A 25228-nucleotide genomic window follows, 5' to 3' on the forward strand; every position below is an offset into this window, starting at 1 on the left:
CAGCTCCATCGGCTGAAGGGCTATGCGATTAGACAGCATCGACCGTCCCAGATCGTCTCTCCGCGCTCCACCTTGTGTCCACGCGCCGAACCGCGACTGTCGAAGCGACGTCCCCGTCCCCGTCGCGATGGTTCTTCAAATGCGTCTCGATTACGTCCGTCCAGCGTCAAGTCGCCGGCAAGCCTTGCGATGGTGGGCTTCGCAGAATATCGAAGATGGAGAGGACTAGAGTGCCAAGTCGGCGAGACGGGCCCGCAACTTAGGATCTGGCGCGACCCCCAGTTCGCTTCCCAGACGCTTTTCAAGCTCACGGAAACATCGCACGGCCAGAAAACGATTATGCTGCGCCAGGAATGCATCGATGAGCGCCTCTGCGGCAGATTCGCAGAGTGGTTCGGCAGCGAGTGCAGCGGCTCCTGCCTGTGAGGCAATCGTGGACATTCCGCTCGCCACCATCGTTCGGCAAGCAGCCTCGAGCGCTTGGACCCGCAGCAGGCGAAAGGAATCCTGAACTCCGATCGTCCAGTCCTCATGCCAACCCGGCAAGATGTCTTCGGAAAGGAGCCTAATCTCCTCGATCGATAGCGCGCCGCCGCTGAGCGCGCGGTTTACTGCCAAATTCGCCGCACTGAGATCTGTTGCCGCATCGAGTGCGACGTCGTCGTTGCAGGCTTGAATCCAGCTTCGCGGGACATGCCACAAGGCCCGACGCAAATTCGCGCGGCCTGCCTCATCGGGAAGCTCCGGCCACATTTCCGCGGCCATATGGGCGCGCGACACCGTGCGGCATTTGATGGCAAGATAAGCGAGTATACGTTTGCTGGAAGATGACAGCCGCTCAGCCGGCAGTGTGCTGAAACCGCCGATCACATTGATTCTGACTCCCCCAAAACCCTCTACCTCTTCCACCCCCCGACTCCGCTTAGGCAACCCCCTTAAGTGGGTTGCGAGGTTTCGGCCGTAATTCCGGTCTGATCGGATTGTAAAATAAGCCTTTTTCAAAACTATATATTATAAAAAAGTGCGTTCTCTGGCCCACCGACAATCGTCAGATTCATCATAACGATTTAATCATATCATCGCGGCAAAATAATCCCCAAATCCTATCTGGGCGCATTTAACAAACGCCTCATCCAATACGGAGGATCAGATTTCATCAACGAAGAACACTTACGCGGACAACCATTGCAAGTATCTACGATCCGGCGCCTTCGTTCGGCAGCCAGGTTAATCCCCACCAGTTCGAACGCCAGCCCCGACGGCCCCCGCACTTGCACAATGCCTTCCGCAGCTGCGGCATAGCTCAACCTTTCAGGCATCCTCTCCCAAACTATCAGGCCGGCTCATTCAGCGTTTTTTTTGGATGGACTAAGCATTGTTCTCCATTAGGTCCGGCAACATCTGATCAGTGCGGCTTCATCCGCGGGTCCCATCAAACCAGCGTTCTTGATGGTTTGTGATCTGCTGACCGATCAGGCAGCATTACTGTCACAAAGGGTCCTTAAGGCGCCGCGACATGGGTGCCACCACGTCCCTCTTGCGCGCGCAACGAGCAAATCTCCTGCAATACGTGGGACGGCAGGTTCGTGACTCCATGCTGAGCGAGGATATTGTCCAGGAGGCGTACCTGCGCTTGCTCAGCTTTGAGTCGAAGCCCGGCGGCGTGGTGAACGATCCCCCGGCTTTCCTTCGCCGGATCTCGCTGAACCTGGTTCGCGATCATTTTCGCCGGACGAAGACCGCCCCTCATGTCGAACTGTCAGTGACGATCGCTTGCCCGATACCGACCGCCGACGTGCAACTGGAGCGCAAGCAACTCGTCGACCTGGTTTTCGAGATCCTCAAGGCTATGCCGAAGCTGCGCCGGGACGTCTTCATCCGCCGCCGGGTCAACGGAGAATCCGCAGGTGAAGTTGCTGAGGCTCTCGGTCTGTCTCCCAGCGCCGTGAGCAACCACGTTGCCCGCGCCGTACTGGATCTCGACGCCGCCATCGAAAAGATCGAACAGCGTGCCTGCTAATCACGTCGATCCGATCAAGTGGACAGCCGCTCAGTGGGTGGAACGCCGGATGGACAATGATCCGTTCGAAGAGGACGCATTTGACACCTGGATTGACCAGGACCCCCGCCATCAGACCGCGTTCGACGGGATGTGGCGTCGCATCATGGGTCCCGATATGGGAGCTGCCCTGCACGATTACGAGCTGCGCAGGAAGGCGCGCCGCAAAGCTGTTGCCAGTGCGGCAGCGATCCTTCTCATCGCAGTTGGCGGCTACAAGGCCATGCCGCTGATCGAGATGCGGATGGCGGATGCCCATCAGTTTGCAGCGGCCGACGGCACGGTGCGTGAGGTCGTCCTGGAAGATGGCACCCGTTTGACGCTGGGCGGAGGCACGAATGTGACTGTCCGCTATACCCGCCATGACCGTGTGATCGAGCTCGGTCAGGGCGCGCTGTTCGCCAATGTCCACCATGACGAAGACCGACCGTTCCGGATCGAGACCGGTGACGCCGAGATCGTCGATATCGGCACCAGTTTTGAAGTGGTCAGCAAGGCGGCACATGTCAGGGTGACGGTCGCCGCTGGTATCGTGGACGTGGCAAAGCGGGGCTGGTTCCAGAAGCCGACGAGGCTTGCTGCCAATCAGGCTGCCGTCCTCGATCGGAACGGCGTGAACCGCAGCGCCGATGTAGAGCCCGGTGATGTTGCGCCGTGGCGCGGTGAATGGGTCGAGTACAAAGCGAAGCCGCTGAAGGATGTCGTCGACGACTTGCGAAGCCTGTCATCAGTACCGATTGAATTCGCGCGCGAACAATTGGGCGCGCAGTCCGTGAGCGGCCGGATCCGGCTAACTGATCCGATGGGTCAGCTTGAAAATCTGTCCGTTGTCCAAGGATTCAATATCCGAAAGACAGACGACAGGATCATCATATACTGACCTATTCTCATTTCATGAAATTGAAATAAAAATGCCTTCAAAACGTAAAAACAAAAATTGTGAAATTCTTGGTGAAACCCCGTCTTTGGTCTGAACTCGTTTATCGAAACGCAGGGGGAACACCAAAGTGACAGCTTTCAAGACCGCGCTCCGTACGAGCGTTACTGCCTTCGCACTGACCATCGGCGCCGTATGCGCAGCCTCGCCCGCCATCGCACAGAGCAGGATTTCCCTGCCATCGGCCAGCCTTGAGGATTCCATCAACACGCTGTCGCGCCAGGCAGGCGTCCAGATCCTCGTCAATCACACGCTGGTGCAGGGCAGGAAGGCGCCCGCGATCAAGGGGGCGGCGTCGGCCGATGCGGCGCTGAACGAACTGCTGCGAGGGTCGGGCCTGACTTACGAGAAGCGGGAAGGCACTTATCTCGTCGTCCGTGGCTCTGTTCCCGCTCCCGCGCGTGCCGTTTCTGCGGTTCCGGCGCGCAAGGTATCCGTAGCCGCGCAGACCACGCCGGCCCTGACCGCCGACAACAGCGCCGTTGCCGAGGATATCGTCGTCTCCGGCTACCGCCGCAGTCTCGATGAAGCGATCGACATGAAGCGCGCTACAGTGGGCTTCTCGGATTCGATCGTCGCTACCGACATCGCCGATTTCCCCGAGCAGAACCTCTCCGAAGCGCTGCAGCGCATTCCCGGCGTGACCATCGAGCGCAACAAGGGCCTCGGCACGCGCGTCAACGTGCGCGGTCTGCCAACCGAATTCACGTTCGTCTCGATCAACAAGCTCGCCACCGCTACGGGGTCCGGCGGGCGCGCCGTCGAGTTCGACATGTTCGCGTCCGAACTGATGCAATCGGTCACTGTCCAGAAGTCGCCCACCGCGGCGGACGAAGAAGGTGGCATCGCCGGGTCGGTCTACATTCGCACCGCCCGCCCGTTCGACACGCCCGGTCGGCGCCTTGTTGGCAGCGCAGAAGGCGCCTACAATTCCATCTCCGAGAAGATCGACCCGAGCGCTTCCTTCCTCGCCAGCGATACCTTCGGCGATTTCGGCGTACTCGTCTCGGTCGCCAAGCAGCAACGCACCAATCGTACGGATTCAAACTCGGGCATCAACTTCCGCCCGATAGCGCGCTGGACCGATCGTACGGGAACGACCTATCGCAACCAGGCGATCTCCGTGCTTCAGCGCGACGCGGACATTACCTTCTCGAATGCCGACAAGAACCGCATCGTGTTCCTCGATAAGGTTGGCGACAGGGTCTATCGGAACGATCAGGATCGCCTTGGCCTTTCCGGTTCGGTGCAGTACCAGCCCAGCAAGAATTTCAACCTCGTGTTCGATGCGTTCGTGGGTTCCTACAAGACGCACGAAGACGAATATGACGCCGCAGGCTATTCTGCGTCCAGCAACTCCACGCTCGATACGATCCACGAATTCGACGCCACGACGCTGTCCGACGCGGGCATCGTGGTGCTGAAGGACGTCTCCTACACCAACACCCAGCATGAATTCCTGAGCAAGGAATATATCAACAAGACCGACTATCGCCAGTTCGGCGGCGAGATGAACTGGACGCTCGGCCAGCTGTCGATAAATGCGCTGGCCGGCTACTCCGGCGCGACCAAGACGCTCGACTTTGCCAACCTCAAGCATGTCGCCTATGCCCCCTCCCGCACGCGCTACACCGAGACCGGCGGCGAGACGATCCCCAGCGCCGCGGCGGGCACGATCGACATGTACGATGCGCCGAACTCCTATCTTTTCGAAGCCTATGAGACGACGCGCGAGCGGATCAAGGACGACAAATATGCAGCGCAGCTCGATCTGAGCTACGAGTTCGGCCCCTCCATCTTCAAGCGCTTCAGCTTCGGCGGCCGGTACACGAACAAGACCAACGAACGTGAATATGGCGAAGAGAAGATCCAGGGCCCCACGCGCGGCAGCACCGCCTATGTGAACCTGCGCAGGCTTTCTGACAGTCCGCTCACCAGCGTGACGGACATCGTCGGCGGCAAGTCCTATCAGGCGCGGGACATCGACTGGGCGCAGGTCTCGAACGAATATGCCCGCGAATTCTTCCGCCCTGACGGCTTCGTGACGCCTTTCAGCAACGCGAACTATTACAAGGTGAAGGAAGAAGTGCTGGCGGGATATGCGATGCTCGATCTCGAATTCGACGCGCCTGTCCCCATCTTCGTCAATCTGGGCGGTCGCTACCTGCACACCGCGATCCATTCAGAGGGCTTCCACCAGGTCCAGAACGCAAACGGCAGCACCGGACTGACCCCCGAGCCGGTCTCCAGCAAGGGGAGCTACTCGAAGTTCCTGCCCTCGTTCAACGCACACGCCGAACTGACGGACAGCCTCATCCTGCGCGCGGCCGCGTCGCAAACGCTGATCCGTCCTGCCCTCACCGATCTCGCCTACAAGCGGACCGCGAGCTATAGCAGCTATCGCTACACCGACGGCAATCCGGGCCTGAAGCCGACTTTGGCCGACCAGTGGGAAGTGGGCGCCGAGAAGTATTTCGACCGTGGCGGTATTCTTGCCGCGTCCTACTTCTGGAAGAAGATCAAGGGCGTCGTCCAGAACGAGCTGACCGGCGTGGTGCCCGGTGTGACCGTGCTGAACGCCAACGGCACGGTGAACGGCGTCTACGACTTCGACGTCTATCAGCCGGTAAATGCCGAAGGCTCCTATGACGTCAGCGGCATCGAGCTGAACGCAGTGATCCCGTTTGTCATGATCGCCGACTGGGCGGACGGTTTCGGCATCAATGCCAACGTGACCTTCCTGGACAGCTCGCTGACCGGCGAGTCCGATCTGGGCATCCCGACCTCGCCGATCGGTCTTTCGAACAACACCTACAACGCGACCGTATTCTACGACAAGGGTCCGATCTCGCTGCGCCTGTCCTACAATCGCAAGGGCAAATATGTGGAGCGTATCGAGCGCAACATGTATCCGGTCTATCGCAATGCCTATGGCCAGTTCGACTTCTCCGCGAGCTACCAGCTGACCCCCAACTTCCGCGTGGAACTGCAGGGCATCAACGTCGGTAATGCCAAGACGACCGGCTATACGATGGACCCTGCCTTCCCGACTACCTACGAGTTTTCGGGAAGCCGCATCAGCCTGGGCGTGCGCGCGCAGCTCTGATCACATGACCTTACCGGGCCGGCGCGTGATCGATTTGCGCCGGCCCGCTTTCATCCGCCTCACGCTTTGGAGTGTCTAACCCGATGATCTCGCGCCTCGCCATTGCCGCTACTTTCACCCTTTCGTGCCAGCCTGCGCTCGCGCAGGAGGCAGCACCCGATCTGTCGCGCGCCGCGCGCGGCGATGTACGCGCGCCGGGCGGCGCCCGGCGCCTCCCCGGAGACATGCGCGCGACGTACGCGAGGCTTGCGGCGGAGGGCGATGTGCGCAACGTCATCCTCCTCATCGGCGATGGCATGGGCGATTCCGAGATCACGCTCGCGCGCAACTATGCCGAGGGCGCCGGCGGCTATTTCAAGGGCATCGACGCTCTGCCCTTCACCGGCCAATACACCCATTACTCGCTCGATCGAGAAACCGGCAAACCGGACTATGTGACGGACAGCGCCGCCTCGGCAACGGCATGGGCCTCGGGTGTCAAGAGCTATAACGGCGCGATCGGGGTGGACATTGACGGCAAGCCGCACAAGACGCTGCTCGAAATGGCCAAGGCATCGGGCTATGCCACCGGGGACGTATCGACCGCCGAAATTCAGGACGCGACACCTGCCGCCCAGATCGCGCACGTCACGCAGCGTAAATGCTACGCGCCGACATCCACACTGAAGGCCTGCCCGCAGAATGCGCTGGAGAATGGCGGGGCGGGATCGATCACCGAGCAGATGCTGAATACGCGTGCGGATCTCGTCCTGGGTGGCGGCGCCGCCAGCTTTGCCGAGAAGGCGGCCGTGGGCAAATGGAAGGGCAAGACGCTGGCGCAGCAGGCCCAGGAGCGCGGCTATCGCATCGTGCGCAACGCTGCCGACCTCAATGCCGTGACCCGCGCGGACGACAGGCAACCGCTAATCGGTATTTTCGCGGAGGGTAACATGCCCGTGCGCTGGACTGGTCCGAAAGCCAGCTTCCACGGCAATATCGACAAACCCGCGATCACCTGCCAGCCCAATGCCGAGCGCACGGAAACATTGCCGACGCTCGCAAACATGACGCGCAAGGCGATCTCCCTGCTCAAGAGCAATCCTAAGGGCTTCTTCCTTCAAGTCGAGGGCGCATCGATCGACAAGCAGGATCACGCCGCCAACCCCTGCGGCCAGATCGGCGAGACGGTCGACCTTGACGAGGCCGTGCAGGCCGCGCTCGCTTTCGCCCGCACCGATGGACACACTCTGGTGATCGTCACGGCCGACCACGCCCACACCAGCCAGATCGTGGGCAACGGCACCAAGGCACCGGGCCTGACCGCAGCGCTCAATACGCGCGAGGGCGGCGTGATGACCGTAAACTACGGCACGGCTGAAGAAGGGTCACAGGGCCATACCGGCACACAGCTACGGATCGCTGCTTATGGCCCGCGAGCGGTGAACGTGAGCGGCCTGCTCGACCAGACCGACCTGCACTACATAATCAGGAACGCGCTCGGACTCGACTGAGCGCGCTTGTATGCGCTGAGCAAGTATTCAAGGTCATCCAAGACCAGATAGTTTGGAATCCCTCTTCCTCCCATCTGGTCTTGGAGCATGCAAAGGCGCTGATTGCCGTGCACCTGTCAGCGTTACAAATGGCTGGTTCAACAAAAGGCTGACTTTCAGACCACCAACGCCGAATATCTTGAGCTGGTCGCGAGCTGCCAATCCCACCCCGCCAAGAGACTTCGCCGATAGGAAAGAATTTCCAGATTGGTCGAATGCGACCGGGGTATGACTATCATTCGCATCATGCAATTTGGCTATGCCGATCGGCGGGCGCGTTCATGGAGGGCACAAGAGCGCTTTGTGAGGGCCCGCTTGCCTCGCGACAGGCCAATTCGTGGAACGCCTCCCTCCATTACCCTTTCAACGACGCAGCTTCTTCCAGGCTGAGCGATGCCGTTTCCGGTGCCAACAACAGCGAAACGATCAGCCCGAGGAAGGTGATGGCGGCCGCGACGAGCATAGTGTTGCCGATTCCGATCATTTCCAGCGACACCGGAACCAACCATGTTCCCGCCGACGAGCTGAGTGCCGCCAACGATGCGCCTACGCCGACGGCGGCCGTGCGAATCTCGGTGGGAAACAGTTCGTTCGGGTAGACGATTTCCAGAACCTGGGCGCCGCCGATGAACAGGGCGTAGAGGCCGAACAGTGCAAGCACCAGCCATCCCGGCGCGTTCGGAAACAGGCCGAGCCCCAGCAGGCCCAGGCCGGACCACAGGAAGCTGTTGATGATCAGCGTGCGCCGGCCGATGAAATTGATCAGCCAGGTCGCGATCATGCAGCCAAGCGCAAGCAGCAAGGTGATCGCCATCGACCCGTAAGACGCCATGGCGCCCGTCAGATGCAGGGCCGCAAACAGCCTGGGGACGAAGGCATAGAGCGCGAACATCGGCACGACGGCGCAAGCCCAGAAGACGATCACGAAGAAGATCCGCTTCCCATATCCCGCGCGGATCGCATTCAGGAAGGTCATCTTCCGCATCGAAGCTTCCTCGCCGATATTGCGCAGCGAGAAGGCCGGCCCATAGATCTTCCTGATGACGCGTTCCGCTTCGTCCCGTCGCCCCTTGCTGAGGAGCCAGCGCGGCGATTCCGGCGCGCCCAGTCGCAGGAGCAGCATGGTCGCCGCCAGTATCGCGGGGCTGGCCATGATATGGCGCCAAGCCCCCTGCCCCCAGGTTTCCAGCACGACGTTACCGGCGATGTAGGCCAGAGCGGCGCCCACGAACCACATGACCGTCAGCAGCGACAGCCTTGAGCCCCGACTTTTCTGCGGCAGAAATTCCGTCAACAGGGAGCCGGCAGAGGTATATTCGATACCCACAGCCAAGCCGGACATCACTCTCAAGACAGCCATCGCGTGACTGCTATCCACCCAGTACATGGAGAGCGAGACGAGCAGGATGATCGACGGCCCCATGAAATAGGGCTTTCGGCGCCCGAACCGTCCCGTCAGCCATCCGCCGACAAAGCCGCCGAAGAACACACCGAGCAGTTCCATGGCCGCAACCATGCCCTGCTCGTTGCCGCTGAGGCCGAGGGCGGTCGAAATCGGGATCGTCGCAACGCCGATGACGCTGACGATATAGCCGACCATGGTCCAGCCGATACAGGCGCTGAGCGTCAGCTTTTGATGGAAACGATTGATCGCAACGTCGTCGATAAGGATCGGAGTTTGGGGGGAATGCATGGGCTCTCCTGGCTGGGGAGTGTCGCTGGTTTCAGCATTGGATCGGATCGGCAGGTGGCTCATGGCAGGGCGATCACTTTGGTTTCGACGCCTTTCGCGCGAAGCCATGCTTCCAGCGCGCCGAACGGCAGGGCGATCGTCGCCGTGTTGCGCAGCGGGTGAACCGCGATCCGCCGAGCCTCCCGGAATGCCGCCTCGAAAACGACAGTGACTTCGCCAGCAGCGTTCGCGGCGGCCAACGGCGTCACCGAACCCGGCGTGACATGCAACAGGCGCTCCATGTCCTCCGGCTTGGCGAACGAGAACTTGCCCGCGCCCAGCAACTGGGCAAAAGCCTTGAGATCCGCCCGCCGATCGCTCGGCAGCGTCACCAGCCAGAATTTGCCCTGCTTGTCCTTGAGAAACAGGTTCTTGGTATGGGCTGCCGGCAGTGCCTGATGGATCGCCGCGCTTTCCTCGACCGTATGTACGGCCGGGTGCTCCAGCCGTTCGAGCGCGATGCCCTGCTGCGCGAATTCTGCATAGATATCGTCTTCGCTCATGGCGAATATCCTCATCCGTTAGAAATAGTAGCCGAAAACGGCGAGAAACGAGACCTTGAGATGGTCGTCTCCGCCCTGCGCCGCGCCGGTCGCGTACTGCCCGGCGCCGATGAAAGGGTCGTTCCGGCCAACGAGCAATTCCGACCAGATCCGGATCCGCCCCGTCGCTTTGTCAGCCCAGTAGGCGCCCAGATCGAGCCGCTGGCTGTCCTTGAATTCGGCGCGCGCCTTCGCGAAGTAAGCGTAGTTGGCGAAGACCTGCAGCGAGAATGGGAAGCCCCCCGTTTCTACCTTCCGCCCCACTTCACCGAACAGCAGAGTACCGTCGGCGGCGATGTTGAAGGGCGCGTCGAAGTTGCCCACGGTAACGGTCTGCTCGCTGCCCGGATTGCGCAGAGACATGTCCTGCCGCGCGGCCAGGAGCTTGGCATGCCATGGCCCCTCGATGGCCTTGACGCTCACGGCGAAAGCGCGCCTCCATCCATCCCGATCAGTGTCGAAGTTATGGACGGTGGAGAGCCACGCCGAGCCGGAGACCGAGACTTCGCCGGTCGCGGAGGACGACAGCCGGTACTGCGCATGACCGACCATCATGTTGCGCTCCGCATTGCGGCTGGCGAGCGGATTGGCGGGATCGCCTTTGACGATGTTGACCGAATAGCGCGCCGCATCCTCGCTGATGCCGAAGGCATTGGGCGCGGTGGTCGGGAAGAACCCCGCCTCGATCTTGAAGGCGGGCTCCTCGTGCGTGTAAGTGATGCCGGCGTTGTAGACTTCCTCAAGGCCGATGACGAAGCCCATGGAGTTGAGGAAGGCAGATCCCCAGAACTGATCGTCGAAGGGAACCGGCTGGATGCCGACCGCGACTTTGTCCTGTTTGGACAGCTTCGCGCCGGCATAGGCGTAGACCGGAAAGCTGATTTCGCCCGGATAGTTATGGTAGCCCGAGGCCTTTCCGTAGAGGAAGCTGCCGCCATAGAAACGGTACTGCGCAGCCCCGAAGAATGTCGGGGAATCGTAGTCCGCCTTCAGGATCAGCGTGTCGAACGAGAGATTGCTGGAGGTCCGCCGTTGGCCGTCGCTGCCAACGTTGTTGAAGCGCAAGTCGTAACGCCCGCGAATGGCTCCGCCGAGCTTGAGGCCGGAGGACGGGGCGGCCGGCGCGGTTTCGAACGGCGGCGGGGTCGGCTGGCCCATGCCTCCGGGATCGCCGGCTGCCGGATCGAGGATGGCTGCCTCCGTTTCGGCTTCATCGGCCTGCGCAGGCGTGGCCAGCGCGAAGACCAGAACGACTGACGCGGCCGTCACGGCCGATCCGAACAGCGACCGCCTGCATCTGCCCCTCGATGGGCAATACTCTCCCGGTCCCCGCGGCGCGGGGGCAACTGGTTTCATGACATCCTCCGGTGCCGCGCCCGTTAAACCGGGCTTTCGGCCATTTTCCGCTCATGCGGTGGTGGGACCCTCACCGTCCGCCAATCCCGCCGAGGAGTGGCCTTATGGCGGACGGTGAGGCGAGCGCCGTCAGTTCGACACGTCGATCCAGATGGTCTTGATCTCGGTGTACTGGTCGTGCGCCCATTGCGATTTGTCACGGCCGCCAAAGCCGGACTGTTTGTAGCCGCCGAACGGCGTGGTCGCGTCGCCCTCTCCGAAGCAGTTGACCGTCACCACGCCGGCGCGGACCTCACGCGCCAGGCGCACGGCGTTCTTCAGGCTGCCGGTATAGGCGGAGGCGGCCAGGCCGTAGATCGAGTCGTTGGCAAGCGCGATGGCCTCCTCGATCGTCTGGAAGCTGGTCACCGCCAGCACGGGGCCGAAGATTTCCTCCCGGAAGAGGAGATTATCGGGCGTGACGTCATCGACGATGGTGGCTTCGACGAAGATGTCATCCTTCGTGCCGCCGCCGCTGACGACGTTCATCTGTTCGGACGCAGCGTGTTCAAGGTAGGAGCGAACCTTGTCGAAATGCGCGCGGCTGACCATCGAACCCAACCGGTTTTCGGGGTCGAGCGGATCGCCCAGTTTCCAGTCGCGCAAGTGGTGCGCGATGCGCTCCAACAGGGCGTCCTTCACATCGGCGTGAACGATCAGGCGCGACGATGCCGAGCAGTTCTCGCCCATGTTCCAGAAGGCGCCATTGACCACGTGCTGCGCCACCGCGTCGAGATCTTCGGCGTCCTGCATGACCACGGCGGGGTTCTTGCCGCCACACTCCAGCACGATCCGCTTGAGGTTGGATTCCCCCGCATAGGCCAGGAAGCGGCGGCCGGTGGCGGTGGAGCCGGTGAAGCTCACCATGTCCACGTCCATGTGCCGGCCGATCGGCTCACCCACATCGCGCCCGCTACCGGGTAGGACGTTGAACACGCCTGCCGGAATGCCCGCCTCATGTGCCAGTTCGGCCACGCGCAGCGCGGTAAGCGTGGTTTCGGCCGCGGGCTTGACCACGATCGAGCAGCCTGCCGCCAGCGAGGGGCCGATCTTCCACGCCAGCATCAGCAGCGGGAAGTTCCACGGCAGCACCAGCCCGACGACGCCGATCGGTTCGCGCACCACCAGCGTCAGCGCGTCGGAGCCGACAGGGGCGGTGCTGTCGTAGACCTTGTCGATCAGTTCGGCATGCCAGCGGATCGTGTGGATGCTTTCCGGCACATCGACCGTTTCGCATTCGCGGATCGGCTTGCCGCTGTCGATGCTTTCCATCACCGCCAGTTCGCGGGCGTTCTGCTCCAGCAGATCGGCGAAGCGCAGCAGTGTGTGCTTGCGCTCGCCGGGAGAGAGCTGGCGCCAGCGGCCGTCTTCGAAAGCGGTGCGGGCGGCGGCGACCGCCACATCCACGTCGCTATCGTCGCAGGCGGCGATGTGCGTCAGGGATGCGCCCGTTGCCGGGTTGATCGTCTCGAACGTCCGTCCGGCGCGTGCCGGACGAAACGAACCATCTATGAAAGCCTGCGTCGGCAAGCTGAGCCCTTCCGCAAGGGCGGCGTATTCGGCCTTGGAGAGAAGATCAGGCATCGACAGTGCTTCCGGCGACGGCCGCGACCTTGCTCTTCAGCTCGGCGACGACTGCGGTCAGGGCGTCCTTCTCGTTCTCGTCGAGCGGCAAGAGCGGCGCGCGCACGCCGCCGGTCTTCAGGCCGATGATCTCGCTGCCGGCCTTGATCGACTGGACGAACTTGCCGTTCTCCAGGAAGTCCATCAGCGGCAGCATGGCGGACATGATCGCGCGGCCCTTGGCAAAGTCCTTCTCCAGCACGCAGGCTTCGTAAAGCGCGACGTGTTCGCGCGGCACGAAGTTCGAACCGGCACAGACCCAGCTGCGCGCCCCCCAGGCGAAGAATTCCAGCGCCTGATCGTCCCAGCCGCAGGACAGCTGGATTTCGGGATGTTCGCTGGCGATGCGGTGCAAGCGCAGCGTGTCGCCCGAGCTTTCCTTGATCGCCATGATGTTCTTCGTGCCCTTGATGGCGCCGAAGAATTCATCGCCCATGCTCACGCCCATGCGCGCGGGGTAGTTGTAGAGCATGATCGGCAGGTCGGCCGCCTTGTCGATCGTCAGGACGTGGTGGGCGATCTCCTGCTCGGTCGGCAGGGCGTAAGGCGGCGTCGTGACGAGGATAGCATCCGCGCCGATGGACTTGGCATGGACGGCAAAGTCCACCGCGTCTTCGGTACGGGTGGCGCCGGTGCCGACGACGAGCGGCAGGCGGCCGCCGATCACGGCATGGGCGCGCTCGGCCAGATCACGGCGTTCCTGTGCGGTTTGCGCATAGTATTCGCCGGTCGAGCCGCCGATGACGATGCCGTGGACGCCGCTGGCGATCAGGTGTTCGAGCCCTGCGTCGAAAGCGGCGTAGTCGATCGAGCCGTCCGCTGCGAGCGGCGTGATGGCGGGGGTGAAGATACCGTCAAAGTTCATGGCGAAGTTCATGGCAAAGGTCCTTTCGTGATGGGGAGGATCGGGAGTTCGAGAGCGATCAGGCGAAGCCGGGGCGCAGCGCCGCTGCATCCGCAAGGTTCAGGGAGCGGGTTTCCGGCGCGAGGAACCAGGAGACGGCAAGGCCGACAAAGGTCACGGCGGCGGCGATGTACATGGTGTCGGCAATGCCGAGCCGGTCGAGGGACACGGGCACGAGATAGGTGCCGATGGCCGCACCGATCCGCGAGAACGAGGTGCCGAAGCCGACCGCTTTGGCGCGGATTTCGGTCGGGAACAGCTCGTTGGGATAGACCAGCTGGAGCACTTGCGCGCCGCCGATCAGCAGCGCGTAGCCGCCGAACAGGATGAGGATCAAGGCAGGCGCGCCGTTGGCGAACAGGCCCAAAAGGAGCAGTGCGAGGCCGGACCACAGGAAGCTGTGGATCACCATCGGGCGCCGACCGATCGCGTTGATGAGCATGGTAGCGCCGATGCAGCCCACGACGAACAGCAGGGTGATGGCGATCGAGCCGAAAGCAGCCCACTTGTCGTGGAGGTTCAGCGCCATCAGCACCTTGGGAGCGAAGGCATAGACCGCGAAGACCGGGATCACCGAGCAGGTCCAGAACAGGCTGACGAAGGCGAGGCGCTTCCCGTAGCCGGCCTTGAGCAGGCCCCAGAGCGAGACCTTCTCGCGCGCCGGGTCCTCGGTCAGGTTGGCGGTGGAATAGTTACGGCCGTATACCTCACGGATGACCTGATCCGCTTCGGCGCGTCGGTTCTTGCTGAGCAGCCAGCGCGGCGATTCCGGCGTGCCAAGGCGAACGAGGAACAGTGCAAGACCGAACAGGGCCGTGCTCGCAAAGGCCAGTCGCCAGCCCTGGTCGCCGCCGAATGTCAGGATCGCATTGCCCAGGATATAGGCGGTCGCGGCCCCCGCGAACCACATGATCGTCAGCGTTGCGAGGCGCGGCCCCCGACTGGCTTTGGGCAGGAATTCGACCAGCAGCGCGGTCGCCACCGGATATTCGATGCCCACGGCAACGCCCAGGAAGAACCGGCAGGCGAACAAGGCGAAGGGAGTATCCACCCAGAGCTGGGCGAGCGAGAAGAGAACGAACAGGATCGGCCCGACGAAGAATATCCGCTTGCGACCGAACCTGTCGGTCAGCGCGCCGCCGACCATTCCGCCGGCAAAAATCCCGATGAGCGCCGATGCCGCGACCAGGCCCTCCCAGAACGGTGTCATCCGCAGCGCGGCCGAGGCCTGGACCATCGCGACGCCGACCACGCTCAACACGTAGCCATCGACGAAGGAGCCGCCGCTCGCGCGAACCGTCAGCATCTGGTGGAACTTGTTCAGAGGAACGTCCTCTAGTGTTTGTGTGATCCTTTTCATGCTTCTCTCCGGGTGTTCTGATTATCGCCCCCAAAACGGCTTTTGCTCTTTGATGGGGATCAGCTTTCGAGGCCGGCCTTGTGCTGGGCCCAGGCCAGGTTCACGTTGACGCCGATGTCCAGAAACGGATGCGGCGGATTGCGGTTGGGGCCGGGCGAGGCCAGCAGGAAGTCGATGACTTCGCCGCGCCGTCCCGCCAGCCAGTCGGCCAGCAGCACGCCGGTCGCGGTGCCACGGGTAATGCCAAGGCCATTGCAGCAGAGCGCGCCGTAGACGTTGGGCGCTAGCTCGCCGAACTGGGATTCGTGATTGCGCGACATGACGATCGCCCCGCCCCAGGTATATTCGAAGGGAACGCCCGCCAGCATCGGGAAGCGCCGTTCGAACGAGCGGCGGTGACGCCTGGCGGCGATCGCACGTTCACGCGGGTTGCTGACGCCGCCCGGATGGTAGCTGAAGCTGTTGCGCACAAGCATGCGGTTGTCATGGGTTCGGCGCAGCGTGGTGCCCGCGGGATCGGCCGGGATCAGGCCCCAGAAGTCCCGACCGCCGAGGCGTGCCTGTTCTTCCTCGCTCAGCGGACGGGTGAGGCTGGCGTAAGTGAACACCGGAAGCATGCGGTCCTTGAGGAACCCGAACGCCATGCCGAAGCCGTTGTTGGCAAGGATCAGCTTGTCCGCGACGATGCGGCCGGTCGCATGAGTGAGCACGATCTGCGGGCCGTAGCTGACGCCGGTGATCGGCGTATGCTCATAAAGCGTCACGTTGGCGGGAAGCGTGTCTGCCAGTCCCTTCACCAGTGCGGAGGGCTGGACCAGCATCGTTCCAGGCGTGAACAGAGCCTTCTTGTAGAAGCCGGTGCCGATGTGGTCCGGCAGGTCCTTGCCCTCGATCACTTCGTAAGGCTGGCCAAGGCGGTCCAGACCCCCGCGATAGGCATCGAGAACCGCGATGCCCCGCTCCTCCACCGCCGCCTGATACTTGCCCGAAGCACGCATCTGGCAGTCGATGCCGTAGAGATCGACGATGTCCTTGAGATAGGTCTGGCCAAGCTTGTTGAGCTTGAGCACCAGATTGGCCGTGCCAAGATCGCCGATGTAGTCCGCTGCACCGATGTCGTGCGGAAGGTCGATGGCGAAGCCGGCATTGCGTCCGGCCGTTCCGAAGCCCACCTCCTGCGCTTCGACGAGAACGATCTCGTCGTTCGGGAAGTTCATCGCCAGTTGCCGGGCCGCTGCTAGACCGACATAGCCGGCACCGACAACGACCCAGGGCGCCCGCACTTCTCCGAATGCGACGGGACGCGGTGTGCGACGGCGGCTGAGGTGATACCAGCCGCAAGTGGCATCATCGGCCGGCAGCGACGTCACGCTTCTTGCCGAAGGTGCCTTCCGCGCATGGGCCGCAGTCGAAACCTCATGCGATGTCGCCTGCGACCGAACCATTTCCCGATCTGCGTTTGCAGCCTCGGCGCGACCCGAAGGCTCGTTCGTCCAGCGATGGCTTTCGCCAAGCGAAAAGCGGCCAGCAGCGCGCCCGGCGCCCGGCATATCCGGCTGCCCCGCGGGGCCAGGCACCGGCTCTTCCAAAGTGTCTTGAAGCGTTTCCACGACCACGGTCCTCTCCGACTCGCGTTATGTCTATTCTCTGTATACTCATGATAGGCATTTAATCTGTCGAGCGTCTACAAAGAATTTCGGCAGAGACCAACGCCAAGATTTGCCTTCGTTTTCAGATACCTTTGGCGATCTATCTTCGCATCTACCCCCTCCCCGTTGTCATCGGAGCGGAAGACAAGAAGGTGCGCGAAAGCACTCCGACCTCATGCAGGATCAGAGTGTCTGAGGGCCGCGAAGTCAGACGGTCAGGCTGGTCGCAATCTCGCGGCGCAGATCGCGCTGCCGCAAGAGGCGGCCACAATCGATACGATCGCGAGCCATTGCATCCCGGTCAGCTTTTCCCCGAGGACGAGGAAGCCCGCGAGCGCCGCTATGGCGGGCGCGGCGCTGAGAAGAATGCCGAAGACGTGCGACGGCAAACGTCGCATCGCTTCCATTTCGAGCGTGCACGGCAATACGCTGGTAAGAAGGGCGAGCCCAAGGCCCGTCAGCAGCACCCAGGTGTCCAGAAGCGCGCGCCCGGCAAAGGTCACCGCCAGCGGCGCGTTGATGCACGCTGCGATGACCATCCCCCAGGCAACGGCATCGACGCCGAGCTGAGTGGCGACGCGCTTCCCGAATACGATATAGAGCGCCCAGCAGGTCGCCGCTCCGGCCGCGAACGCGAGACCGACAGGATCGAGGCCTGTCCCCACCCGAAGCGGCAGCAAGAGCATCAGGCCAGCCACCGCCGCCGCGAACCACACGAGATCGAGCAGGCGGCGCGAACCGGCGAGGACGATCGACAGCGGGCCAAGCACTTCGATACCGATCGCAATGCCGATCGGCAGGCGCGCGAAGGCCTGGTAGATCAGCAGGTTCATCAGCCCGAGCATGCAGCCATAGAGCAGGACCCAAGGGAGGATCCTGCCTGACAGCGGCCGCCGCCACGGTGTCCTGAGAGCCATCAGGATCGCCGCCGCCAGGAATACGCGAAGTCCCGTCGTCCCAAACGCGCCGACGGCGGCGAACATCTGCTTTGCCAGCGTCGCCCCGAAGTTCTGCGCAATCATCGAGGCGATGACCATGCCCGGCCCCAAGAGAGGGCCTGCATGCACCGCTGCGAACGGCGGCCGTGTCTGCGCAAGGGTCGCCATGGGAACGATCAGTCGTGCGCGGCTGCCAGCGCGCGATCGGCCTCTCTCGGGCGATGCGCGGCAAGGCAGGTCAGCACCGATGCCAGGACGAAAAGGATCGCCGCGCCTTCCAGTACCGATGGCAAGCGCTGGTCCCACAGGAACCCGTAGAGAAGCGCGAACAGCGTTTCGAACAGGATCATCTGGCCGACCATCGTGAGCGGCAGCAGCCGCGACATCCGGTTCCACAGGCCATTGCCGATGATCGAGGACAGCAGCGCCACCGCAGTGGAAACGCCGCCGAACAGCAGCCATTGCGATACATTCTGGCTGGTGGTCTCGAACAGCAGCGCCGGCGGGATCAGCAAGAGCGCCTGCGCGCCCGTCACGATGCCGAGCAGCAGGCTCCAGTCATGGCCGGACACATGTTCGAGGCGGCCCAGCCATCGGCTGTTGGACACCGCAAAGGTCGTCCAGGATACCAGCGCGCCGAAGGCACAAAGGAGGCCCAGGGCCTGCGAAGCAAAGGCGCCCTCGCCCGCCTTGCCCAGCGATTCCCAACCGATGCACAGGATCCCGGCCGCGCTCAGGAACAACGAGGGCAACAGGCGCCCCAGCGGCACCGCGTGCTTGTCGCGGCTGCCGATGATCGTCACCGCGACCGGGAGAAAGCCGATCACCAGCGAAGTCATCGCCACGCCGCCCATCTGCACGGCAGCGGAAAGCAGGACGTAATAGAGGATGTTGCCCAGAACGCTCAGGTATCCCAGAGCGATCCACTCGCGTTTGCCGAGCACGGAAAGATAGCGTTTCCAGTGCGGCCAGACCAATGGCAGCGCGAAGATCCCATAGGCAAGGTAACGCCCCGCCGCGAGTTGCAGGGGTCCGAATGCCGAAGCGATCCTCGGCGTGACGAACACCAGGCCCCACAGGGCGCCGGCGATCACGCCGCAAAGCACGCCCGTCATTGTGTTCTTACCGGACATCGCGAATCCCGCAGGGCTGGAGTTTCGCCGCGCCCTAACGCTTGAAATCAGGAATGTCTATCATCTGTCTACAATACGAATGCAATCTGCCTATGAATTGCCGCACCCAAGTTGATGTGCCGCGCGAAAACCGTTAGGAACGGGGTTGTGAGTGGAACCGTAGATCGCAAAGTCACCCTGGGCGAAACGCTGCGTCGCAGGATCGTGAGCATGGAACTGGCGCCTGGTGCCGTCGTTGACGAGCAACAGATCGCCGAAGAGTTCGGGCTGTCGCGCCCGCCCGTGCGCGAATTGATGCGCCAGCTCGCCGCCGAAGGGTATCTCGAACTCGAACCGAACCGGCCGGCGCGCGTCACCTCCATGGACCTCCAGTCGCTGCGGACGTTCTTTCAGGCGGCCCCGCTGATCTACATCGCGACCACCCAGCTTGCCGCCACCAGCGCAACGCCTGCGGAGATCGCGAAGCTCAAGAAAGTGCAGCAGGATTTCCGCGCGGCGATCGAGGCGGACGATATAGCGGCGCGGGTCTACAACAACGACCAGTTCCACCTTGAGATCGGCAGGATGGCGCACAATCCCTATCTGATGCCAAGCCTGCGCCGCCTGCTTATCGATCATGCCCGCCTGGGCATGACCTTCTATCACCCGACCTCACCCGAAACGCAGGAAAATCTGGCGGAAGCGGTCGAGCAGCATGATGAAATCATCGATGCGATCGAGCGCCGCGATCCCGCCCGCGCGGGCGAACTGATCCGCGCCCATTGGGAAATATCCCGTCGCCGCATGGCCGATTTCGCCGCGCCGGAAGGTCTGGAAGTTACGGTCTGAACCGAGCATGGAAGCGTAATCCGCGCAATCATGCCTGCGTGACCCGGGCGCTGCACGGTCGAGCATTTCATGGCTGAAGTCGTGAAACTGCCAGAGGTCGTGGAACGCTTCGGCGCCCTCATCCTGTTCGGAGCGCAGCTTTCCAGCGAGTTCGATACGACCCGCCAGAGCCCCCCCGGCGCGGTGTACCTTCCGCCGGTGGACTGGGTATGCCGATGGCTGCTCCGCTGACGATCGTCGTGTTCGCCATGACCAAACGAGTCTACGTCCAATCCATCCTCGGGAAGGATGTGAAGATGGACGGCGAATGACGAAGTGACGGAACCGGGCGTCTGAAAAGTTCAATCCTCTTCTTCATCACCCTCCCGCTCGAGGGCGTCGACATCTTCGCCGATGTCCTCCAGCGCTTCGCGGTGACGCATGGTGGACTGCGCCTCGATGTAGACACGACGGACTTCGGGGAACTCCTCTCGAATGCCATCTTCCACGTCGGAAACGATACGCTCGACGGTACCGGCGAGCGTATCGTCCACGAAGTCTGCCGAGGCCAGTACCAGGACTTCGGAAGGCCCGAAATGCATCGTGCGGACCTCGTTCACCTGCTCAATCGACTTCACTCTTGCGAGGATTTCGCGAAGGCGTTCTTCGATTGCCGGGTCTGCCGATTGGCCGGTCATCAGCACATAGCAGCGCCGGGCCAGGCTCAAGGCCGTGATCGCAAGGATCACGCCGATTGCAATCGACGTCCAACCGTCGATGACCGGCATGTCGAGCAAAACCGCCAGACCGATGCCGACAAGCGCTGCGCCAAGACCGGCAAGGGCAGCAGTCTCTTCGTACACAACAGCGAAGATCGTGGGATCTCGGTGCGTCCGGATCGTTTCCCACATGCCCAGCCCGCGACGCTTCGCTTCGGTCCGCACTTCGCCAAGCGCGACCCCAAGCGAAGAGCCTTCGAGGGCAATGGCGACCAGCAGAATAACGATGTTGACCCATGCGCTCTGGATCGCGGTCGGATGAACGACCTTCTCGGCGCCCTCGTAAATGGCAACCCCTGAACCCAGGGCAAACACGGCCATGGCCACCACAAAACCCCAGAAATAGAGCCGCAGGCCATATCCGAAGGGGTGCGACGCATCTGCCGGGCGGCTCGCATCCTTGATGCCGTAGAGCAGCAACACCTGATTACCTGTATCTACGAGGCTGTGAATGCCCTCCGAAGCCATGGCGGATGATCCGGTGTAGGCGGCTCCGCAGAACTTGGCGATTGCGATCCCGGCGTTAGCTGCAAGGGCTGCATATAGGGTGCGTTTGGAAGCGTGTGCTGACATGATCGCCGCTATGGCCCACATGAACCCATCTCGCCAGCACTACGACTGCTGCCCGTTTCAAGCACCTATCGGGAATGTTCGTAAATCGGCGACAAGACCTGAATTCAGGATCGTTGGGCAGCTTCTGGAAAAATCGCCCGCTTTCGACCGTGTCAAAAACGACCGGGTGTCGTCGCAAGCCATAGCCGTCTCGCTGCTCCGCGGCTGATCCTCGAAACCTGCCGCTGATCCATCAAGCTAGTGCAAGAAGCACCGCTTGATTGGCCGCCAACAACGGCTAAGCAGTGGCTATGACGGCATCCGATCTCGAACAGCTGCTTATTGCCCGCCTTATCCGGGAAAGAGGCGGCTCTTCGCAATCATGGCGGCGGGCGCTTGGCAAGGTCATCGTGCGCGACACGAAAACCCATCCCCATTGCAATTGGGATGTCAGGCTTGGCGGAACCGATACGCAGCGCGCTGCGATCGAGCGACTGCTCGACGACGTGCGACTTGAATACTCGATCGTGGTAGCCGGCTGAACCCAGAGCGAAAAAGCGCCGGCGGAGCGGTCGTAGAACAGCGCATTTCGGTGCCGCGATAGTTGCTGTCCGTTCCCGCCGCCCAAATTCAGAATTGTGAACGACCTCTTCAACCAGAATACGACGCTTTCGGCCCTTGCTCCGGCTGAGTTCCGGGCGGCGGAGGCTGCAAATCGCTAGGGATAGTAATAGCGAGTACCGGGCCGAGTTGCGGAATTCGGTCGGGCAAATCAATCATTTCGTCGTCGATGCGGCACCAGCTCCACCCGTCCGGCAGGCCATACCCTTCGATGATCGGGTGGTCCATTGTATCGCAGCCGTGCGCTGGGCGTTACGCGCTTTATGGTGCTGCTGTGCTTGCACGACGTCATGGCCGTTCTCCCTTCATTTCAGCGATTTTTAGATGGATCTGGGCGATGACGGCGGCCCCTTCACCGACGGCCGCGGCGACCCGTTTCGTCGAGCCCTTCCGAACGTCGCCAATCGCGAATACGCCAGAAAGGCTGGTTTCCAGCGGCAGGGCGCTGCTGCCGGTCTCCACGAACCCTTTTGCATCGGTCACGACGCAGTCGCCAAGCCATGCCGAATTCGGGTCGGCGCCGATGAACAGAAACAAGTGCCGGATGTCGCGGCGATGGAGAGTACCGGTCGCAAACTGCCTGAAGGTCGCAGAGGCAAGCCCTTCTCCATCGCCCGAAAGCGCGACCACTTCGCTGCCCACATGGATCTCGACATTGGGCAAGGCCGCGATCCGTTCGATCAGGTAGCGGGACATTGTCTCCGATAGGTTCCGCCTGACGAACAAATGCAACCGCTTCACTTGCGGCGCCAGGAAGACGATAGCCTGTCCGGCCGAATTCCCGCCTCCCACGAGCGCCACTTCCTCTCCAGCACAGAGCCGGGCCTCGACCGGCGATGCCCAATACGACACTCCCCGCCCCTCGAAACCGGCAAGATCGGGAATGTCCGGCCGGCGGTAGCGTGCGCCCGACGCGATCACGACAGTGCGTGCCTGGAGGCGCCGATCGCCGGCAAGCTCCAGCGCCGGCACGGCGGAAGAGCAGTCCAGCTTCTGCACGCCGACCGGCACGGCAATCTCTGCACCGAACTTCAGCGCCTGGTTGAACGCGCGCCCGGCGAGCGCCTGCCCGGAAATCCCGGTGGGGAAGCCAAGATAGTTCTCGATCCGCGCTGACGATCCGGCCTGCCCACCCATCGCGCGCTCGTCCAGCACAATGGTCGACAGCCCTTCCGAGGCTGCGTAGACGGCTGCAGCAAGCCCCGCGGGACCGGCGCCTACAATCGCAACATCGTAGACCGTCGAAGGGTCCAGATTGGGGGTCATGCCCAGGCACGCAGCAACCTCCACATCGCTGGGCCGGCGCAGCATGTTTCCATTGGGGCAGACGACTAGCGGCAGTTCTTTGGGCAGTACGCCGATCCGCTCCACCAGTGCCTTGCCTTCCTCATCGGATGCAGCATTCAGGACAAGGTTGGGATAGCCGCTACGCGTCAGGAAGCCCTGAAGCCGCACGATCTCTGCGCTGTCGGGCACACCGATCAGGATCGTCCCGGCGCCCCCTTCGGCAATGAGCGCAACCCGCCGCAGGATGAGCGCGCGCATCACCGTCTCGCCCACATCGGCAGAGCCGACCATGAGTGCGCGGAGATGCGCGGCATCGAACGGCAGTGTCGTGCAGCCGTCCGGCCCCGCGCATCCGGCGGCGATCGATGGACGCCCGGCAAGCTGGTTCACCTCTCCCGAGAACTGCCCCACACCGTGCGTGGTGATCGGCGCCTCGTGACTGAGACCATCACGTCGCACGACCTCGATCGTGCCCTGGAGCACGAGCCAGGCCGGTGCGTCCTCGGCGCCGATCGCATAGACTTCCTCGTGCGGCTCGAAGCGGCGTTCCGGCCCGCTGCAAAACCGGCGCGCAATCGCGATCTGCGCATCGTCCAATACGGGAAACATCTGATGTTCGCGGGTACCCAGCGTGTTCATGTCGCGTCTCGCTTTGCAATGGCCTGAACCCGGCGGCGCAGTATTGCGCCGCCGGTGCGACGATCAACTGCGGACGAATGCCAGCAGGTCGGGATTGATGACGTCGGCGTGCGTCGTCAGCATTCCGTGCGGATAGCCCGCATAGATCTTCATCGTGCCGTTCCGCAGCAATTTGATCTGCTGCAGGGCTGCATCCGTATAGGGCACGACCTGATCGTCATCGCCCTGGAGGACAAGCGTGGGCACGGTTATGGCCTTCAGATCTTCGGTCTGATCGGTCTCCGAGAACGCCTTGATGCCCTCATAGTGCGCCAGCGCGCTGCCGCTCATGCCCTGGCGCCACCAGTTGCGGATGACCGCGTCCGAAACCTCGGCGCCGGGACGGTTGAAGCCGTAGAACGGACCCGATGCGACATCGAGGAAAAAGTCCGCGCGGTTCGCGGCGAGGGCACTGCGGAAACCGTCAAACACGGCGATATCGGTACCGCCAGGATTTTCAGGGGTCTTCAGCATCAGCGGCGGAACCGCGCTGACCAGCACGGCCTTGGCGACCCGGCCCTGGGGCTGGCCGAAGCGCGCGACGTAGCGCGCAACCTCGCCGCCTCCGGTCGAATGTCCGATGTGGACCGCGCCGCGCAAGTCGAGATGCTCGGCCACGGCGGAAGCGTCCGATGCATAGTGATCCATGTCGTGACCGGCGCCCACCTGCGCCGAGCGGCCATGGCCCCTCCGGTCATGCGCGACGACGCGGTACCCCTGCTGCAGGAAGAAGAGCATCTGGGCATCCCAGTCGTCCGAGCTCAGCGGCCAGCCATGATGGAACACGATTGGCTGCGCGTCCTTGGGGCCCCAGTCCTTGTAGAAGATTTCAACGCCGTCGTTCGTCGTGATGGTAGCCATGTTGTCCTCCATTGGCAGGCGGACACTGGCGGGGGGCCGGTCCGACCGTTCCGATATCGGCGCGGCGTGGATGCCCCGATATCATACGCAGGTTTGGGTGCTCCCTGATCGCCCTCATACCTGAGTATGATGGCCCGGCGGACTGCGATCGGGGATCAGCGGGTCACCCAATCGAGGAAGAGACGATGACCACCGCGCATCACGCCGCTTTCCCAGAAACCGCAGCCGTAGCCGTGCTTCCGCCCGTTCCCGAGCCAAGCGCGATGGACGAGGTCAATCACCGCGTAGCCAACAGCCTGCAGCTTGTGGCGGCCATGATGACGCTTGAGGCGCGCCGGATCGCGGACCCGGCTGCCCTTGCGGTGCTGGCTACGATGACCCTGCGGATAGCGGCGATCGCCGGGGTTCACCGTCAGCTCTGCCGGGAGCGGTCGGTCGGGCAGGTCGATCGGCGTGATCGTCTCTGAGCTGGTCGGCAATGCTTGCAAGTACGCCTATCCGGTGGGCTCTCCCGGCGCGGTTGACATCTCCCTCTGCGCGAGACCGATGGGCGGGTTCGTGCTGGAAGTGGTCGATCGGGGCCGAGGCCGCGCAGCGCGCGCGGCGCCGGAAGGAAGCGGACTGGGCAGTCAGTTCATTGCCTCGATGGCGCATCGTCTGGGCGCCCGGTACGGCTGGTCGGATGCGCGGCCCGGCACGCGCTTCACGTTGTGTGCCTGATACGGTCGGGCGACCG

At 62.6% G+C, this 25228-nt stretch carries 23 protein-coding genes; 9 read left to right on the plus strand and 14 right to left on the minus strand.

The annotated features are described in order from the left end of the window. Positions 1-225: 225 nt before the first annotated feature. Complete coding sequence (locus EDF58_RS13550; protein ID WP_132266427.1) at positions 226-909, minus strand: BTAD domain-containing putative transcriptional regulator; 684 nt, start codon at positions 907-909, stop codon at positions 226-228. A 607-nt stretch (positions 910-1516) separates the two neighbouring features. Here EDF58_RS13550 and EDF58_RS13555 point away from each other — a divergent pair. The 4 genes from EDF58_RS13555 (at position 1517) to phoA (ending at position 7592) form a co-directional block, all read left to right on the plus strand. Continuing rightward, complete coding sequence (locus EDF58_RS13555; protein WP_132266429.1) at positions 1517-2020, plus strand: RNA polymerase sigma factor; 504 nt, start codon at positions 1517-1519, stop codon at positions 2018-2020. Further along, positions 2010-2939, plus strand: coding sequence for a FecR domain-containing protein (locus EDF58_RS13560; RefSeq protein ID WP_132266432.1), 930 nt, complete (start codon positions 2010-2012; stop codon positions 2937-2939). The genes EDF58_RS13555 and EDF58_RS13560 overlap by 11 nt, the downstream gene beginning before the upstream one ends. 127 nt (positions 2940-3066) lie before the next feature. After that, on the plus strand, positions 3067-6102 hold the full coding sequence (locus EDF58_RS13565; RefSeq protein WP_207912971.1) for a TonB-dependent receptor: 3036 nt from the start codon (positions 3067-3069) through the stop codon (positions 6100-6102). Positions 6103-6185: 83 nt separating this feature from the next. After that, the gene (gene phoA / locus EDF58_RS13570) at positions 6186-7592 is read left to right on the plus strand and encodes an alkaline phosphatase (protein WP_132266435.1); all 1407 of its coding nucleotides are present in this window, start codon (positions 6186-6188) and stop codon (positions 7590-7592) included. 394 nt (positions 7593-7986) lie between these two features. On the opposite strand, the gene EDF58_RS13575 is transcribed toward phoA, so the two are convergent. The 9 genes from EDF58_RS13575 to EDF58_RS13615 all read right to left on the minus strand — a co-directional run bounded on the left by EDF58_RS13575 (position 7987) and on the right by EDF58_RS13615 (position 18907). After that, on the minus strand, positions 7987-9387 hold the full coding sequence (locus EDF58_RS13575; RefSeq protein ID WP_207912973.1) for an MFS transporter: 1401 nt from the start codon (positions 9385-9387) through the stop codon (positions 7987-7989). After that, positions 9384-9866: a prolyl-tRNA synthetase associated domain-containing protein gene (locus EDF58_RS13580; protein WP_132266441.1), complete on the minus strand. Its 483-nt coding sequence runs from the start codon at positions 9864-9866 to the stop codon at positions 9384-9386. Before EDF58_RS13580 ends, EDF58_RS13575 begins: the two co-directional genes overlap by 4 nt. Before the next feature lie 18 nt (positions 9867-9884). Further along, positions 9885-11174 carry a hypothetical protein gene (locus EDF58_RS13585; protein ID WP_243654250.1) on the minus strand — a complete coding sequence of 430 codons (1290 nt, stop codon included), beginning with the start codon at positions 11172-11174 and terminating at the stop codon, positions 9885-9887. 216 nt (positions 11175-11390) lie between these two features. Then, entirely contained in the window at positions 11391-12884 is a 1494-nt protein-coding gene (locus tag EDF58_RS13590; RefSeq protein ID WP_132266444.1) for an aldehyde dehydrogenase, read from the minus strand. Beyond that, positions 12877-13800 (minus strand): dihydrodipicolinate synthase family protein, encoded by a 924-nt coding sequence (locus EDF58_RS13595; protein ID WP_207912975.1) that lies wholly within the window; start codon positions 13798-13800, stop codon positions 12877-12879. Before EDF58_RS13595 ends, EDF58_RS13590 begins: the two co-directional genes overlap by 8 nt. 46 nt (positions 13801-13846) lie before the next feature. Beyond that, complete coding sequence (locus EDF58_RS13600; RefSeq protein ID WP_132266449.1) at positions 13847-15187, minus strand: MFS transporter; 1341 nt, start codon at positions 15185-15187, stop codon at positions 13847-13849. A gap of 59 nt (positions 15188-15246) precedes the next feature. Next, positions 15247-16557, minus strand: coding sequence for an FAD-binding oxidoreductase (locus EDF58_RS13605; RefSeq protein ID WP_207912977.1), 1311 nt, complete (start codon positions 16555-16557; stop codon positions 15247-15249). Positions 16558-17051: 494 nt separating this feature from the next. Beyond that, on the minus strand, positions 17052-17873 hold the full coding sequence (locus EDF58_RS13610) for an EamA family transporter (protein WP_243654251.1): 822 nt from the start codon (positions 17871-17873) through the stop codon (positions 17052-17054). Positions 17874-17950: 77 nt separating this feature from the next. Next, entirely contained in the window at positions 17951-18907 is a 957-nt protein-coding gene (locus tag EDF58_RS13615; protein WP_132266455.1) for a DMT family transporter, read from the minus strand. 147 nt (positions 18908-19054) lie between these two features. Between EDF58_RS13615 and EDF58_RS13620 the strand changes: the two genes are divergently transcribed. Beyond that, a complete protein-coding gene (locus EDF58_RS13620; protein WP_207912979.1) occupies positions 19055-19735 on the plus strand; it encodes a GntR family transcriptional regulator in 681 nt (226 codons plus the stop codon). An 81-nt stretch (positions 19736-19816) separates the two neighbouring features. Continuing rightward, positions 19817-19966 (plus strand): hypothetical protein, encoded by a 150-nt coding sequence (locus EDF58_RS25900; RefSeq protein WP_165921412.1) that lies wholly within the window; start codon positions 19817-19819, stop codon positions 19964-19966. Positions 19967-20076: 110 nt separating this feature from the next. Here the strand turns inward: EDF58_RS25900 and EDF58_RS13625 are convergent, their stop codons facing one another. Further along, positions 20077-21087 carry a cation diffusion facilitator family transporter gene (locus EDF58_RS13625; protein WP_243654252.1) on the minus strand — a complete coding sequence of 337 codons (1011 nt, stop codon included), beginning with the start codon at positions 21085-21087 and terminating at the stop codon, positions 20077-20079. A 269-nt stretch (positions 21088-21356) separates the two neighbouring features. On the opposite strand from EDF58_RS13625, the gene EDF58_RS13635 reads away from it, so the two are divergent. Next, positions 21357-21587, plus strand: coding sequence for a hypothetical protein (locus tag EDF58_RS13635; RefSeq protein WP_132266467.1), 231 nt, complete (start codon positions 21357-21359; stop codon positions 21585-21587). Between the two features lie 109 nt (positions 21588-21696). Here the strand turns inward: EDF58_RS13635 and EDF58_RS25905 are convergent, their stop codons facing one another. From EDF58_RS25905 to EDF58_RS13645, 3 genes are all read right to left on the minus strand, one after another. Then, positions 21697-21894 carry a hypothetical protein gene (locus EDF58_RS25905; protein ID WP_165921407.1) on the minus strand — a complete coding sequence of 66 codons (198 nt, stop codon included), beginning with the start codon at positions 21892-21894 and terminating at the stop codon, positions 21697-21699. Positions 21895-21954: 60 nt separating this feature from the next. Continuing rightward, positions 21955-23592 (minus strand): FAD-dependent oxidoreductase, encoded by a 1638-nt coding sequence (locus EDF58_RS13640; RefSeq protein ID WP_132266469.1) that lies wholly within the window; start codon positions 23590-23592, stop codon positions 21955-21957. A 63-nt stretch (positions 23593-23655) separates the two neighbouring features. Continuing rightward, on the minus strand, positions 23656-24492 hold the full coding sequence (locus EDF58_RS13645) for an alpha/beta hydrolase (RefSeq protein ID WP_132266472.1): 837 nt from the start codon (positions 24490-24492) through the stop codon (positions 23656-23658). 185 nt (positions 24493-24677) lie between these two features. Between EDF58_RS13645 and EDF58_RS13650 the strand changes: the two genes are divergently transcribed. Continuing rightward, on the plus strand, positions 24678-24959 hold the full coding sequence (locus EDF58_RS13650) for a histidine kinase dimerization/phosphoacceptor domain -containing protein (RefSeq protein WP_132266475.1): 282 nt from the start codon (positions 24678-24680) through the stop codon (positions 24957-24959). Further along, positions 24946-25212: an ATP-binding protein gene (locus tag EDF58_RS13655; RefSeq protein ID WP_132266478.1), complete on the plus strand. Its 267-nt coding sequence runs from the start codon at positions 24946-24948 to the stop codon at positions 25210-25212. The genes EDF58_RS13650 and EDF58_RS13655 overlap by 14 nt, the downstream gene beginning before the upstream one ends. Positions 25213-25228: the final 16 nt, after the last annotated feature.

Origin of the sequence: Novosphingobium sp. PhB57 (assembly GCF_004342985.1) — a bacterium.
Taxonomy (GTDB): Bacteria; Pseudomonadota; Alphaproteobacteria; order Sphingomonadales; family Sphingomonadaceae; genus Novosphingobium.